Raw genomic sequence first — 14,801 nt, 5'->3', positions numbered from 1 at the left:
TCATGGGATGAGTCTACGATTGGCTCATGCGATCTGTGGGGGAGAAGGAGCCGGCCCGGACCGTGCGCCCCGGCGCCTCCCCGCGGGCACGCCGGCTGGCGGTCGCGGCGCTCGTCCTCGCCGCGCTGAACCTGCGCCCGGGCGTCACCAGCCTCGGACCGGTCCTCGAAGAGGTCCGTGCCGGCCTGGCCATGAGCGGCACGCTCGCCGGACTCCTGACCTCCGTCCCCGCCGTCTGCTTCGCCCTGATCGGCTCGACGGCCCCGGCCCTCGCCCGCCGATTCGGCGCGGCCGGCACCGTCGCGGCCGCCGGCCTGGTCCTGACGGCCGGCCTCGCACTGCGCCCGTTCGCCGCCGACCCCGCCCTGTTCGTCGCGCTGACCGCCCTCGCCCTCGTCGGCATCGCCGTCACCAACGTGCTGCTCCCGGCGGTCGTCAAACAGCGCTTCCCCGACCGGGTGGGCACGATGACCGGGCTGTACTCCATGGCGCTGAACGCCGGGGCCTCGAGCGCCGCCGCCCTGACCGTCCCCCTGACCGAGGCGTTCGGCGGCGACTGGCGCTACGGCCTGGGCACCTGGTCCGTCCTGGCCGCCCTGTCGGTACCGCCCTGGCTGGCCCTCGCCCGCCGCCGGCCGGACGAACGCCCGGCGGTCTCCGACGCCGGCACCCCCCAGGACCGCCCCCGGGTCCGGCTCTCCCGCGACCGGACCGCCTGGGCGCTCGCCGCCTACTTCGGACTGCAGGCGAGCTCGGCGTACATCGTCATCGGCTGGCTGCCCCAGATCTTCCGCGACGCCGGACTGCCCGCCGCTGAGGCGGGCCTGCTGTTCTCCACGACCTCCCTGCTCGGCGTCCCGCTGTCGTTCGCCCTGTCGGCCATGGCGGGGAAGCTGCGCCACCAGAGCGGGATCGCGGCGGTGATCGGCGTGTGCGCCCTGGCCGGATTCGCGGGCCTGTGGGCCGACCCGGCCGCCGCGCCCTGGCTCTGGGCCGTCCTGCTGGGCGTCGCCAACTGCTCCTTCCCCCTCGCCCTGACCATGATCGGCATGCGGGGCCGCGACAGCGCCACCGTCGCCCGGCTCTCCGCCTTCGTGCAGAGCCTCGGCTATCTGCTGTCCATCCCCGGCCCCGTCGTCGTGGGCGTCCTCTACGACCGCGCCGACGGCTGGCGCCCGCCGCTGGCGTTCATCCTGCTGCTGGGTCTGGCCCAGATCGCGGCCGGCCTACGCGCGGGCCGCGACCGCCGGGTCGGCTGAGTACCGGAGGAAAAACAGATGCACGGGGAGTGACGGCATCCCTACCCTCGATGTCATGGGCACCATCGTCATCACCGGGACCTTCGTCCTGGTCGTCCTGGGATTCGGAAACCACCTGTACTGGCTCGCCGCGATCGCCGCGCTCTACCTCTACGTGCAGTACGGCAGCGGCTCGTCCTCCTCGTCCTCCTCGTCCTCCTCCACCCCCGGCTCCACCCCGGGCACGGGTCCGGCGCCGACGACGTACAAGGCCTACCGCGCACGCCGTGACCTGCAGGCCAAGTGGGAGCGCCGCTACGAGCGCGAGCGCGGCAAGTAGGCGCGGCTCCAGCGGCGCCTCGGCGCGGTCGGCGCGGTCGGCGCAGGCAGGCTCAGAGGCCCGGCGCCCCCCACAGCGGGAACCAGCGGCTCAGGTCCTGTTCGATCCGCAGGTCGTTCGCCAGGGCCGCCTTCACCTGGAGTTCCAGCGCGTTGTCGCGCCGCTGCCCCCGCTCGGGCAGCGGCGCGAACGGGTAGAAGGTGCCGCGCTTGTAGAGGTACACGAGGGCGAGGGGACGTCCGGCGGGGTTCTCGAACCCCGCCAGGGAGCACAGCAGCTGCGGCCCGAAGCCGTTGACCTCCATCGCGCTGTTCACCGCGTGCAGATCGTTGACCAGGGCGGACAGCTCGTCGGGGGCACGGCGGGAGAGCAGCCAGGAGTAGCCGTAGTCGTCGCGCAGAAGCTGCACCGGGGGACCGGTGCGCTCGGTGTCGGCGTCGAGGAGGGCCTGGACCTCGCGGTGCGTCTGCTCGAAGGCCGCGCCCTCGACGGTCGCGAAGCAGACGGCGCCCTGCCCGGTCGGGGTGAAACCGGCCGCCGCCTCCAGCGTCACCGCGGCCGACGGCAGCGCGAACAGTTGGTCGAGGTCCGGTACCACCGGTTTCGTCCGGCCGAGCAGGATGTCCAGCAGCCCCACGCGTCAGCCTTCCTTCCCGGGCCGGGCCGCCTCGCCCAGCTCGGCTGAGATCCGTCCCAGCTGGTCGAGCCGCTGCTCCAGGCTCGGGTGGGTGGAGAAGAGGGTGGCGAACGAGGGCTCGGAGCCCAGCGCCGGGGTGAAGTAGAAGGCGTTGAAGGCCTGCGCCGTCCGCAGGTCCTTCGTCGGGATCCGCGCGATGTCGCCGGAGACCTTCGTCAGCGCGGAGGCCAGCGCGGAGGGCCGCCCGGTGAGCAGCGCGGCCGCCCGGTCGGCGGCGAGCTCCCGGTACCGGGACAGCGCCCGGATGAGCAGGAAACTGATCGCGTACACGGCTGCCGACACCCCCATCACCGCGGCGAAGACGACGGCCGTGTTCTGGTCCCTGCGCCCGCCGCCGAACAGCTGGGAGTAGAAGGCGAACCGCACGATCAGCCCGGCGATCACCCCGAGGAACGACGCGACCGTGATCACGGCGACGTCCTTGTGCGCCACGTGCGACAGCTCGTGCGCGAGCACACCCTCCAGCTCCGCCGGTTCCAGCCGCCGCAGCAGTCCCGTCGTCACGCACACCACCGCGTTGTCGGGGTTGCGCCCGGTCGCGAACGCGTTGGGCATGTCCATCTCGGACACGGCGACGACCGGCTTGGGCATGTCCGAGATGGCGCAGAGCCGGTCCACGACGGCGTGCAGCTCGGGATACTCCTCCCGCTCCACGACCCGACCGCGCATCGCGAACAGCGCGATCCGGTCGGAGAACCAGAACTGCGCGACGAACATGACCGCCACGAGCGCCACGACCAGCAGCCAGGACTTCAGCAGCACGATCAGCGCGGCGACGAAGGCCACGTACAACAGTCCGAGCAGAAACAAGGTGACCGTCATCCGCACGGTCAGCCCCCGGTCGCTCCGGAATCGGCTCCGCATCTGCATCACCCCGCAGGCAGTCAGGCACTCGCCCCACTGCCAGTGTGCACCCGGGCCCACCCATGAAGCGGTCGTGATCGGCCCTAGGAGCAGCAAAGGCTCAGGACACCCGGGCGTCGAGCAGACGCCGTGCCCGCCCCAGCAGCTCGCCCACCTCCGCCGCCGCCCCGGGCGGCACGCCGACCGGGGCGTACCGGCTCCGCACGGACCGGCGGGCCCGGTCCCGGATCCGCTCGTCCGGGTCGTCGAGCGCCGCGACCGCCGCCCGCAGCCGGACCACCCCGCCCCGCGCGTCCAGCAGCCGGAACGCGGCGGCCCGCACATGCCGCGGCCGACTCCGCGGCCACCCCGCACCGAGCCGCTCGATCAGCTCCTCCTCGGGCACGGCCTCGGCCGAGGGCAGCAGCGCGGCAGTCACCTCACGCACCACACCGGGCGCCGGATCGTCCAGCAACGGTCGCAGCCGCCGTACGTCCGTCACGTCCAGGACCCGCAGCCCGGCGACGGCCCGCGCCCGCACCCCCTCCACGGGATGCCCGAGCAACGCCCACAACACCTCGGCGTCACCCCGCTCCCCGCACTCGGCCAGCCCGATCACGGCCCCCGGCGGCAACCCCTCGGGCTCGGCACACCGCTCCCGGTACCAGGGCAACGGATCCATCCCGCCCTGCCGCACGACATACCGCGCACAGGCCCGCACCAGCCCGGCCCGGTCCGCCAGGAACTCCACCGCCCGCGCCGCCCGTCCCGCCCGCCGCAGGGCGGTGACCCCGGCCGACCTGACCACCGGGCTGCGGGCGCCGAGCAGCGGTTCGAGTACGTCGTCGCAGGCGTCGTCCGGCACGGCGGCCAGGGCGGCGTCGGCGCACAGATTCTGGACGACCGTGTCGGCGTCGCCGGCGGCGGTACGGGCCAGCTCGGCGGGAGAGAGGAGCCGGTGTTCGACGGTCAGGTGGTAGGCGAACCGGCGTAGGGAGCGGTCGCTGCTCCGGAACAGGGTCGCGAGGTCGGCGCGGGGCGCCCGGGGCAGGACCCCGGCGAGCAGCTCGGCGGCGAAAGCCCCGCGGCCCCGGCGGCCGACCAGCAGGATCACCGGCGCGAGCGCGACGGCGTCGTCCGGCGTGAGCATCTCCCGGAGCAGGTCCCGGGCCCGCTCCCGCACCGGGTCCACCCAGTCGGCACAGCGGATGACGACCAGCGGCAGCAGCCGGGGGTACCGGGCCGCGCTCCGCAGCGCCAGCGCACGCGTCCGGCCGTCGCGGTGGCAGAGGGCGAGGGCCAGCCGGCCCTCGTCGAGCCGGCTCAGGTCGGCGGGCAGCGGCGCGCTGCGTTCCCACTCGGAGCGGGCCTGCTCCCGGTACCAGGACCAGCCCACTTCTCGCACCCCGATGTCCAGCGCGAGCCACGACCCGGGGTCGGCGAGGGCGAGCGCGGCCTCCAGGGGCGCACCCCCGGCCAGCCTGACCGCCGCCGCTGCCCCGTCCTGTGTGGTGACCGTGTTCATGTCTAGTACGGCTCTAGTACGGCGCCTGGAACCGGGCGTATCCCAGCACCAGGATCACCGCCGCCACGCACCCCAGTACGATCGTCGTCGACACCCATGACGACCTGCGCGGCGCGACCGGATCCGGGTCGCCCCGGAACGGCACCGGCTCCGGCGGGTTCTCCTTCCAGCGCGCGGCCAGCATCCGGGCCCGCGCCGAGGGCTCCTTGTGTTCGGCCCGGTCCGCCCACCTGAGGTCGAACTCCCGCTGGTCGTCGTCCTGTTCGGCCATCGCCGTATCCCCCGTCATCCGTTGTCGAACAGCTGTGCCGGAAACCATACGACGGCGCCCCCGCCCTGAGAAACAGGAAACGGGGGCGCCGGACGGCTCACGCGTGCTGCGCACGCGGTCCGATCACACGTCGAAGTAGAGCTCGAACTCGTGCGGGTGCGGACGCAGCTGCAGCGGGGCGATCTCGTTCGCGCGCTTGAAGTCGATCCAGGTCTCGATCAGGTCGGACGTGAAGACGTCGCCCGCGAGCAGGAACTCGTGGTCGCGCTCGAGGGAGTCGAGGACGGCCGGGAGCGAGGTCGGGACCTGCGCGACGTTCGCGTGCTCCTCGGGAGCCAGCTCGTAGAGGTCCTTGTCGATCGGCTCGGCCGGCTCGATCTTGTTCTTGATGCCGTCGAGGCCCGCGAGGAGCAGGGCCGAGAAGGCCAGGTAGGGGTTGCCGGAGGAGTCGGGCGCGCGGAACTCGACGCGCTTGGCCTTCGGGTTGGAACCCGTGATCGGGATACGCATGGCCGCGGAGCGGTTGCGCTGCGAGTACACCAGGTTGATCGGCGCCTCGAAGCCCGGGACCAGACGGTGGTAGGAGTTCACCGTCGGGTTGGTGAAGGCCAGCAGCGACGGGGCGTGCTTGAGGATGCCGCCGATGTAGTAGCGGGCCGTGTCCGACAGGCCCGCGTAGCCGGCCTCGTCGTAGAACAGCGGGTCGCCGTTGCTCCACAGCGACTGGTGCACGTGCATGCCCGAGCCGTTGTCACCGAAGATCGGCTTCGGCATGAAGGTCGCGGTCTTGCCGTTGCGCCAGGCCACGTTCTTCACGATGTACTTGAAGAGCTGCAGGTCGTCGGCGGCGGCGAGCAGGGTGTTGAACTTGTAGTTGATCTCCGCCTGGCCGGCGGTGCCCACCTCGTGGTGCTGGCGCTCGACCTGGAGACCGGACTTGGCCAGCTCCAGGGAGATCTCGGCGCGCAGGTCGGCGAAGTGGTCGACCGGCGGGACCGGGAAGTAGCCGCCCTTGTAGCGGACCTTGTAACCGCGGTTGTCCTCCAGCGCACCGGTGTTCCAGGCGCCGGCCTCGGAGTCGATGTGGTAGAAGGACTCGTTCGCCGAGGTGGCGAAACGGACGCTGTCGAAGACGTAGAACTCGGCCTCGGGACCGAAGTACGCGGTGTCCGCGATACCGGTCGACGCGAGGTAGGCCTCGGCCTTCTTGGCCACGTTGCGCGGGTCACGGGAGTACTGCTCGCCCGTGATCGGGTCGTGGATGAAGAAGTTGATGTTCAGCGTCTTGTCACGGCGGAACGGGTCCACCCGCGCGGTCGAGAGGTCGGCGCGCAGGGCCATGTCGGACTCGTGGATGGCCTGGAAACCACGGATCGACGAACCGTCGAACGCGAGCTCCTCGTCCGGGTCGAACGCCTCGACGGGCAGCGTGAAGTGCTGCATGACGCCCGGCAGGTCGCAGAACCGGACGTCGATGAACTTGACGTCCTTGTCCGCGATGAACTTCTTGGCCTCGTCGGCGTTCTGGAACATCCAGCTCCTCCTACTCCCGGCCGTTCCCGTGCCGGGGTGGTAGTTCGTTCGTGCGGCCAGTGCGGTGGCACACGCTCCCCCCGACCCTAGGGACGGGTGATTTCTCGGGCGTGACCCATTTGTTTCGCACAAGTTAACCGGACTCCGTCCGATTCACCCACCTGTCCGGATCGCGAAACGGGGGCAGTACCGTGGACGCGTGGACAAGAGGGAAGCAATCGGATCGTGGCTCTCGGGCCCCCGCGCGGCCGCAGAGGACGCCGGTGTCGACTTCGGATACAGGGGCGAACAGCTCGGCCTGCCCGAGGAGGGTCCGGGCTCGATCGCCCGCCCCGGCCGGCGGCTCGGAGCACTGGCCGTGGACTGGGGCCTGTGCCTCCTGATCGCATACAGCTTGATCACCGACGGCTACACCCCCTCCACCAGCAACTGGACCCTGCTGGTCTTCCTCGTGGTCAGCCTCCTCACGGTGGGTACGCTCGGCTTCACCCCCGGCAAGCGCCTCTTCGGCCTGCGGGTGGTGTCCCTGGAGACCGGCACCGTGCGGCCCCTGGGCTCGCTGATCCGCACGGTCCTGCTGTGCCTGGCGCTCCCGGCCCTGATCTGGGACCGCGACGGCCGGGGCCTGCACGACCGGCTGGCCCGCACGGTCGAGGTGCGGATGTAGAGCAGCTCCTATGCCTCTGTAGGGCAGCCCCTATGCCTCGCGATACGACGATGGGGGCGCCCGGAGATCTCCGGGCGCCCCCATCGTCGTATCCGTACGAGCGCGGTCAGCGCGCCTTCGGCCCGCCCTTCGGCAGGCGCATCCCCTTGGGCATGGGCCCCTTCGGGAGCGGCATGTTGCTCATCAGGTCGCCCATCGCGCGCAGCCGGTCGTTGGTCGCCGTGACCTGCGGGCCGGTGAGGACGCGGGGGAACTTCAGCAGGGTGGTCCGCAGCTTCTTCAGCTCGGTCTGGCCCTCGCCCGTGCCGACGATCACGTCGTGCACCGGGACGTCCGCGACGATGCGGTTCATCTTCTTCTTCTCGGCGGCCAGGAGGGTCTTCACCCGGTTCGGGTTGCCCTCGGCGACCAGCACGATGCCCGCCTTGCCGACGGCGCGGTGCACCACGTCCTGGCTACGGTTCATCGCCACCGCGGGGGTCGTCGTCCAGCCCCGGCCGACGTTGTCGAGCACGGCCGCGGCGGCGCCCGGCTGGCCCTCCATCTGGCCGAAGGCGGCCCGCTCGGCGCGGCGCCCGAACACGATCGCCGTCCCGAGGAAGGCGAGCAGGAAGCCCAGGATGCCCAGGTAGACCGGGTGGCCGATCAGGAAACCGATCGCGAGAAAGACACCGAAGATGAGGAGGAAGACACCCGCGAGCACCAGACCGATCGTCTTGTCGGCTTTGCGGGTCATCTTGTACGTCAGGGCGATCTGCTTCAGTCGCCCGGGGTTCGCGGCGTCCGCCGCGCTGTCACTTCTCGCCATGCCACGAAGTCTACGTGGCCCCGGAAGTGCCGACGACGGCAGTGTCCGGGGGGAGCGGTGGGGAGGGGTGTGGGGTGGGGAGCGGTCGAGCGGGTCGGTCAGGAGGAGCGGGCGGAGGTGACCGCTTCGAGCACGCGCTGCGCCTCGACACGGTCCTTGGCGCGACGGCGGTCCTCCAGCACGGAGGTCCAGGCGTTGCGGCGGGCGGTGCGCTGTCCGCTGCTCATGAGGAGCGACTCGACGGCGCGCAGGGCGGTGGTGAAGGACGGGATCGCGGTGGCGCGAACGGGCGCGGCCTGCATGGGAAGGTCCCCCTCGGGCGGCTTCGGATGGAGGTGTACGTGGTGTGATACCAGCGTCACTGTTCGGTGTTACCAGGGCGTGACCGACCGGTCAAACGCCAATGAAGCCTTGATGTGGGGCATTCGGGGGGCGTGAAACGCCGAAGCGGTCCCGACCGGGGCCCTCATCTGCGAGGACGGTCGGGACCGCGTCGTTTCGGCCGTTACTGGCCAGTAGCTCCTTGTGCGCGAGTTCACACGCTTGCCCCGCGCCCGTATGGCGCAAGGCGGTTGGCGGATGTCGCCCAGGTCACACGGCCTGCGAGGCCACGAAGGCGCCTCCCCGCTGCGGAGCAGCAGAATGTCGCTGCTCCACGGCCATCCGGTACAGCCGGCCGGCGCGGTACGAGGAGCGGACCAGCGGACCGGACATCACACCGGAGAAACCGATCTGCTCGGCCTCCTCCTTCAGCTCCACGAACTCCTGCGGCTTCACCCAGCGCTCGACGGGGTGGTGGCGCACGGAGGGGCGCAGGTACTGCGTGATGGTCACGAGCTCGCAGCCGGCCTCGTGCAGCTGCTTCAGCGCCTCGCTGACCTCCTCACGGGTCTCGCCCATGCCGAGGATCAGGTTGGACTTGGTGACCAGGCCGTAGTCGCGGGCCTCGGTGATGACCTTGAGCGAGCGCTCGTAGCGGAAGCCGGGGCGGATCCGCTTGAAGATCCGGGGGACCGTCTCGACGTTGTGCGCGAAGACCTCGGGGCGGGAGGCGAAGACCTCGGCCAGCAGCTCGGGGACCGCGTTGAAGTCGGGGGCGAGCAGCTCGACCTTGGTGCGGCCGGCCTCGCGGGAGGAGGTCTGCTCGTGGATCTGGCGGACCGTCTCCGCGTACAGCCAGGCGCCGCCGTCCTCCAGGTCGTCGCGGGCGACGCCGGTGATGGTGGCGTAGTTCAGGTCCATGGTGACCACGGACTCGCCGACCCGGCGCGGCTCGTCCCGGTCCAGCGCCTCGGGCTTGCCGGTGTCGATCTGACAGAAGTCGCAGCGCCGGGTGCACTGGTCGCCGCCGATGAGGAAGGTCGCCTCCCGGTCCTCCCAGCACTCGTAGATGTTGGGGCAGCCGGCTTCCTGGCACACGGTGTGCAGCCCCTCGCTCTTCACGAGGTTCTGCATCTTGGTGTACTCGGGGCCCATTTTCGCCCGGGTCTTGATCCACTCGGGCTTGCGCTCGATGGGGGTCTGGCTGTTGCGGACCTCCAGGCGCAGCATCTTGCGTCCGTCGGGTGCGACTGCGGACACGACCGGCTCCCTAGCGATTGATTCTTCGGCGTGCTCAAGGGTACGCCCGTTGATTTGAAAGCCCGCTGCCCGTGTCAGGCCGCCGGTGTCTTCTCGATCACCCTCGGCTTCAGCTCCGCGTTCTCCAGGATGTCCCGCAGATGCCGCTCCGCCACCGGCAGTACGTCGTCGATGGTGACGTCCCGCCCCAGCTCGCTTGCCAGGGAGGTGACGCCGGCGTCCCGGATGCCGCACGGGATGATCCGGTCGAACCACTTGGTGTCCGGGTTCACGTTCATCGCGAAGCCGTGCATCGTGACGCCCTTGGCCACCCGGATGCCGATCTGGGCCAGCTTGCGGTCCTCGCGGCGCTGCCCCGCGTTGGACGGCGCGTACTCGGGGCCGTTGAGCCGCGGGTCGAACTCCTCGTCGGTGAGCCGGGGGTCGAAGTCCAGGGAGAGTCCGCCGATCAGCGGCCGCTGCTCCACCGGGTCGCCCAGCACCCACACCCCGCTGCGCCCCTCGACCCGGGTGGTCCGCAGGCCGAACTCCGCGCAGGTGCGGATCAGCGCCTCCTCCAGCCGGCGTACGTGTGCGACGACGTCCACCGGGCGCGGCAGCTTCTGGATCGGGTAGCCCACCAGCTGGCCCGGCCCGTGCCAGGTGATCTTGCCGCCGCGGTCCACGTCGACGACCGGCGTGCCGTCGAGGGGGCGCTCGTTGTCGGCGGTGCGGCGGCCCGCCGTGTAGACCGGCGGGTGCTCCAGGAGCAGCAGGGTGTCGGGGATCTCGTCGGCGAACCGGGCCGCGTGCACCCGGCGCTGTTCGTCCCAGGCCTCCTGGTACTCCACGGCCTCGGCACCGAAACCCATACGGACGAACCGCAACTCACCCACGGCAAGCGCCTCCCTGGAAGGTCGTAAGGCACGAAACGCGCCCAAGCCACTGTACGTCCGCGCGCTCCGCGTCAGCCGCACGGGCAATCCTCACACGATCGGATGAATGAGCGTCGAGATGTGCGATCGGCTGCTTACGCTCCGCTACATTCGCGCCGTTCACGAGGCATCAGGCCTGATCACAGCACTCAGGGCACTTCATCCGGGCACGTCAGAGGCCCGGGAGGCAGGAGACCGCACCGCAGATGACGGAACGACCCGCGCAGCGCACCCCCAACCGCCAGCTCGCCGCGCTCATCTCAGAAGCAGGGTTCTCCAACGCGGGTCTGGCCCGTCGCGTCGATCAGCTGGGTCTCGAACACGGGCTGGATCTCAGATACGACAAGACCTCCGTCACCCGGTGGCTGCGCGGGCAGCAGCCCCGGGGCACCACCCCCGCCCTCATCGCCGAGGTCTTCACCCGCCGTCTGGGCCGCCGGCTGACCGCCCAGGACCTCGGCCTGGACGCCTGTGCGCCGGTCTACGCGGGCCTGGAGTTCGCCGGGACCCCCGAGGAGGCCATCGACATCGTCGGCGGGCTGTGGCGCAAGGACTCCGGCAGCCACGCCGAGCTGCGCAAGATCGCCTTCACGCCGGCGGGGCTCGTCGTCCCGAGCCGTGACTGGCTGATCGGGCGGGCCGACGAGAAGGTGGCCCGCGGCGAACAGACTCCCCGGGTGCCGGTCCAGAGCCGTCCGGCGCCGCCCCGGACGACGGGCCTGAAGACCGCCCCCGCGGTCCCGCTCGCCGTGCCCCGCCAGCGCGGCCAGGGCAGCGAACGCGGCCCCGGCCAGCGGGTCACCGGCGGCGACATCTCCGCGCTCCGCTCGGTGGGCGAGCTCTTCCGCAGCCTCGACAACATGTACGGCGGCGGCCACGCCCGCCAGGCGCTCGTGCGCTACCTGGAGCACGAGTGCGAGCCGATGCTGCGCGGCACGTACGGCGAACAGACCGGCCGCCGGCTCTTCGGCGCCGCCGCCGACCTCACCCGGCTGGCCGGCTGGACCTCCTTCGACATCGCCGCGCACGGCCTCGCCCAGCGCTACTTCGTGCAGTCCCTGCGCCTCGCCCAGGCGGCCGGGGACCGGGCGTACGGCTCCTTCGTCCTGGTCACCATGAGCCGCCAGGCCGTCTATCTGGGACACGGACGCGAGGCCGTCCAGCTCGCTCGGGTCGCCCAGCAGGGCGTCGGCACCGGCGCCCCGCCCGTCGTGCAGGCCCTGCTGCACGCGGCCGAGGCGCGCGGGCACGGCGTGCTCGGCGAGGTGCGGGCCTGCACGGCCGCCCTGGTGCGGGCCGAGCGGGCCCTGGAGGCGGCCAGGGCGGGCGACGAGGTGCCGTACTGGGCGCGGTTCTTCGACGAGGGGCAGCTGGCCGACGAGTTCGGGCACTGCCACCGCGACCTCCAGCAGTTCCGGGCCGCCGCGCAGCACGCCGAACGCTCCCTCCAGCTGCGTCCCGTCGCCTACGCCCGCAGCCGGCTCTTCTGCCGCGTCGTCCTCGCCTCCGCCCGCCTGGGCCTCGGCGAACTCGACCAGGCCTGCCAGCTGGCCGCCGAGGCGGCCGTGCAGGCGGCGGAGATGCGGTCGGTCCGGGCGGTGGAGTACGTCAAGGACTTCGAGCGCCGGCTGGAGCCGTACAAGGACGCGGCGCCGGTGAGGAGTTATCGCGACAAGGTATCGACGCTCGGCTGAGGCGCCCTGAAGGGGCGCGGGGAACTGCGCGACCAGCCACGACGGCGCCGCAGCCGAACCACGACGTCAGGCAGCCTGTGCAGCAGCACCTCGTACCGGATCCGCACGGTGCATGGATCCCCCCGCCCCCAGATCGGAGAGAATCGCCGCCGCCGCCCGGTGTGCCGAGTGCAGGGCGCCCTGGACGGTGCTGGTGTCGCGGTGGTCGCCGCACACGTACAGGCCCGCGAGGAGCCGTACCGCCCGCCGCAGATCGTGCGGCGGGCGCATCGCGGGAACCGCTTCGGTGGTGCGGTGGACGGCGAGGGTCTCCCAGCGGGCGGTGGCGGTGCCGTAGAGCCGGGCGAGGTGCATGCGTACGGCGGTGTCGACGTCGTCGGGCGGGGTGCCCAGGACCGTGGAGGAGATCAGGGCGCGGCCCTCGGGCGCGCGGGACGGGTCGACGGCGCTGACCACCGTGGTGTGTGCGACCGGACCGCCGCGGTCGGCGTCCAGCAGCAGGGACGCGCCGGTCGCCGGGGGCTCGTCCGTGGTGTGGTGGACGACCGTCACGGGGTGGAAGTCGGGCACGCGCAGGCCGGGCAGCAGTTCGGCGGCGGTGCGCGCGTCGGTGGCCACCAGGACCGCGCGGCAGCGGAACTCGCCGTGCTCGGCGGTGGTCACCGAGGTCGTGGAGACCGAGGTGACCCGGACGCCGGTGTGCACGGTGCCCGGCGGCAGGGTGCGCGCGAGCAGCTCCGGCAGCACCTCGGCGCCGCCCTCGGGTACGCACAGCCGGCCCGCCGCGAAGGCCCGCAGCGCGAGGTCCGCGCAGCGGCTGGAGGTGGTGAGGTCCGGGTCGCAGAGCAGGGCGGCGAGCAGCGGGCGCAGGAAGCCGTCGATCGTGCGGGCGGGCAGCCCGCGCGCGGCCAGCGCCTCGGCGGCCGCCGACTCCGGGCGGCGCAGCAGCCGTTCGGCGGGAGTGGCCGCGATCCGGGTGAGCGCGGCGCCCAGGCGGGCCTGGTCCACGGCGGTCCCCAGCGGGGCACCGGGCCGGACCCTGGGCGGCGGGACGGGCTGCCAGGGCGCGCCCGACCGGCCCCCGGGCAGGGACACACCCCGGCCCCCGGGCAGGGGCACGGCCCGGCCGCCCGGCAGCGGTACCGCCCGGGAGGCGCCCGTCCGCGGCCGGGGCAGCGCGCCCGGCCGAGGGGCGCTCGCCAGGGCGCGTACGGCGTGGAGTGCGCCCCTCGCGCTCCCCACGCCCGCCTGCGCGCCGGCGCGGTGGTGGCGCCCGTCGCTGTGCAGCAGGACGCCGGGGGCGAAGGGGCGCAGCACCAGCGCGTCGAGCCCCGGGGTCAGGCCCAGTTCGGGATACGCCGTGGACAGCAACTGCCCGATGCGGTCGAGCCGGAAGCCGTCGACCTTCTCGGTCGACATGCGGCCGCCCACGCCATGGGCGGCCTCCAGGACTGCGGTCGTTATTCCTGCGCTGGTCAGCCGATGTGCGGCGGAGAGTCCGGCGACTCCGGCTCCCACGACGACGACGTCTGCCTGGTACGCGGGCTCAAGCACGTGCCCCTCCTCGAGGATTGCGCGGCCGGTGGAGACGTCATGCCCCCAACTGGCGTCCGGGATACCCGAGTTCGGATCGAGGGTAGGGCCGTGATCGGTCAGGAACAGTCGCGCATGGACAGGGCACGGTCGCACAGCGGTCGCATACGGTCGCCGGGGGTGGGCACACCCGGTCGCACGCCCCCGTACGGGACCTCTCACGCCGCACACCCGGCGGCTCACGCCGCGCGGATGGCGTCCTCGATCCCGGGGAACGCGAACGTGAACCCGGACTCCAGCAGCCGCTTCGGCACCACCCGCGCACTGCCCAGCACGTCCCCGGCCATCTCGCCCAGCACCGTCCGCAGCACCGGTGCCGGCACCGCGAACAGCGTCGGACGGCGCAGCACCCGCCCCATCGCCTCGGTGATCTCACGGTTCGTCAGCGGCTCCGGCGCGGTCAGGTTGAACGGCCCCGACAGATCGTCACGGTCCATCAGATGCCGGATCGCCGCGACCTCGTCGTGCAGCGCGATGTAGGACCAGTACTGCCGCCCGTCGCCCATCCGCCCCCCGAGACCGGCCAGGAACAGCGGGAACAGCCTGCCCCAGGCCCCGCCCCCGCGCGCCACGACCAGACCGGTCCGGGGGAACACCGTCCGCACGCCGGCCTCCTCGGCGGGCGACGCGGCCGCCTCCCACTGCACGCACAGCTCCGGCAGGAAGCCGGTCCCGGCGGGAGCGCCCTCGTCCACGACCCGGTCGCCGGTCTCGCCGTAGATGCCCATGGCGCTGCCGTTCACGAACACCCGCGGCGGTTCGTCGAGCAAGGCGACCGCCTTCGCGAGACCCGCCGTGGCATGCACCCGGCTGTCGTGGATCCGCTTCTTGTACGCGTCCGACCACCGCCGGTCCCCGACCCCCGCGCCCGCCAGGTTGACCACGGCGTCGCACCCCGCGAGCCCCGCCGCGTCCACCCGCCCGCGCTCCGGATCCCACCGCACCTCGTCCGCGCCCCGGGGCGCACGGCGCACCAGCCGGACCACCTCGTGCCCGTCGGCGGTCAGGGACCGCACCAGGGCGCTGCCGATGAGACCGGAGGCGCCGGCCACCGCGACGCGCGTTCGTTCCTGTTCCATGAGGTCATCCTGCCGCGC

Annotated in this window: 15 protein-coding genes; 4 read left to right on the top strand and 11 right to left on the bottom strand. The window is 72.3% G+C overall.

The window, feature by feature from the left end:
* The first annotated feature begins 26 nt into the window (after positions 1-26).
* On the top strand, positions 27-1,259 hold the full coding sequence (locus ACIRF9_RS06905; protein WP_403817461.1) for a CynX/NimT family MFS transporter: 1,233 nt from the start codon (positions 27-29) through the stop codon (positions 1,257-1,259).
* A 55-nt stretch (positions 1,260-1,314) separates the two neighbouring features.
* On the top strand, positions 1,315-1,578 hold the full coding sequence (locus ACIRF9_RS06900) for a hypothetical protein (RefSeq protein ID WP_403817458.1): 264 nt from the start codon (positions 1,315-1,317) through the stop codon (positions 1,576-1,578).
* A gap of 52 nt (positions 1,579-1,630) precedes the next feature.
* Here ACIRF9_RS06900 and ACIRF9_RS06895 read toward each other — a convergent pair whose 3' ends face one another.
* From ACIRF9_RS06895 to glnA, 5 genes are all read right to left on the bottom strand, one after another.
* The gene (locus ACIRF9_RS06895; protein ID WP_403817455.1) at positions 1,631-2,215 is read right to left on the bottom strand and encodes a hypothetical protein; all 585 of its coding nucleotides are present in this window, start codon (positions 2,213-2,215) and stop codon (positions 1,631-1,633) included.
* A 3-nt stretch (positions 2,216-2,218) separates the two neighbouring features.
* Positions 2,219-3,139, bottom strand: coding sequence for a zinc metalloprotease HtpX (gene htpX / locus ACIRF9_RS06890; RefSeq protein ID WP_403817453.1), 921 nt, complete (start codon positions 3,137-3,139; stop codon positions 2,219-2,221).
* 100 nt (positions 3,140-3,239) lie between these two features.
* Positions 3,240-4,643, bottom strand: coding sequence for a hypothetical protein (locus tag ACIRF9_RS06885; protein ID WP_403817450.1), 1,404 nt, complete (start codon positions 4,641-4,643; stop codon positions 3,240-3,242).
* Between the two features lie 13 nt (positions 4,644-4,656).
* Complete coding sequence (locus tag ACIRF9_RS06880; protein WP_403817447.1) at positions 4,657-4,914, bottom strand: hypothetical protein; 258 nt, start codon at positions 4,912-4,914, stop codon at positions 4,657-4,659.
* A 123-nt stretch (positions 4,915-5,037) separates the two neighbouring features.
* A complete protein-coding gene (gene glnA, locus ACIRF9_RS06875) occupies positions 5,038-6,447 on the bottom strand; it encodes a type I glutamate--ammonia ligase (RefSeq protein ID WP_403817445.1) in 1,410 nt (469 codons plus the stop codon).
* A 199-nt stretch (positions 6,448-6,646) separates the two neighbouring features.
* Here glnA and ACIRF9_RS06870 point away from each other — a divergent pair, with 199 nt between their 5' ends.
* Positions 6,647-7,114 (top strand): RDD family protein, encoded by a 468-nt coding sequence (locus ACIRF9_RS06870; RefSeq protein ID WP_403817443.1) that lies wholly within the window; start codon positions 6,647-6,649, stop codon positions 7,112-7,114.
* A 106-nt stretch (positions 7,115-7,220) separates the two neighbouring features.
* On the opposite strand, the gene ACIRF9_RS06865 is transcribed toward ACIRF9_RS06870, so the two are convergent.
* From ACIRF9_RS06865 to lipB, 4 genes are all read right to left on the bottom strand, one after another.
* Positions 7,221-7,922, bottom strand: coding sequence for a DUF4191 domain-containing protein (locus ACIRF9_RS06865; protein ID WP_403817440.1), 702 nt, complete (start codon positions 7,920-7,922; stop codon positions 7,221-7,223).
* Between the two features lie 98 nt (positions 7,923-8,020).
* Positions 8,021-8,224 carry a hypothetical protein gene (locus tag ACIRF9_RS06860; protein WP_403817438.1) on the bottom strand — a complete coding sequence of 68 codons (204 nt, stop codon included), beginning with the start codon at positions 8,222-8,224 and terminating at the stop codon, positions 8,021-8,023.
* Positions 8,225-8,513: 289 nt separating this feature from the next.
* On the bottom strand, positions 8,514-9,503 hold the full coding sequence (lipA, locus tag ACIRF9_RS06855; protein WP_403817435.1) for a lipoyl synthase: 990 nt from the start codon (positions 9,501-9,503) through the stop codon (positions 8,514-8,516).
* Positions 9,504-9,577: 74 nt separating this feature from the next.
* Positions 9,578-10,378: a lipoyl(octanoyl) transferase LipB gene (gene lipB, locus ACIRF9_RS06850; protein WP_403817433.1), complete on the bottom strand. Its 801-nt coding sequence runs from the start codon at positions 10,376-10,378 to the stop codon at positions 9,578-9,580.
* A gap of 245 nt (positions 10,379-10,623) precedes the next feature.
* On the opposite strand from lipB, the gene ACIRF9_RS06845 reads away from it, so the two are divergent.
* Positions 10,624-12,111: a regulator gene (locus ACIRF9_RS06845; RefSeq protein ID WP_403817430.1), complete on the top strand. Its 1,488-nt coding sequence runs from the start codon at positions 10,624-10,626 to the stop codon at positions 12,109-12,111.
* Positions 12,112-12,177: 66 nt separating this feature from the next.
* On the opposite strand, the gene ACIRF9_RS06840 is transcribed toward ACIRF9_RS06845, so the two are convergent.
* Together ACIRF9_RS06840 and ACIRF9_RS06835 are read right to left on the bottom strand one after the other, a co-directional pair.
* Positions 12,178-13,665, bottom strand: coding sequence for an NAD(P)/FAD-dependent oxidoreductase (locus ACIRF9_RS06840; protein WP_403817428.1), 1,488 nt, complete (start codon positions 13,663-13,665; stop codon positions 12,178-12,180).
* A 218-nt stretch (positions 13,666-13,883) separates the two neighbouring features.
* Complete coding sequence (locus ACIRF9_RS06835; RefSeq protein WP_403817425.1) at positions 13,884-14,783, bottom strand: TIGR01777 family oxidoreductase; 900 nt, start codon at positions 14,781-14,783, stop codon at positions 13,884-13,886.
* Positions 14,784-14,801 lie beyond the last annotated feature (18 nt).

This window comes from Streptomyces sp. NPDC096132 (assembly GCF_044763345.1).
Lineage (GTDB): Bacteria > Actinomycetota > Actinomycetes > Streptomycetales > Streptomycetaceae > Streptomyces.
Note: the sequence above shows the minus strand (reverse complement) of the source record. Positions and strands in the feature narration are given on the sequence as shown.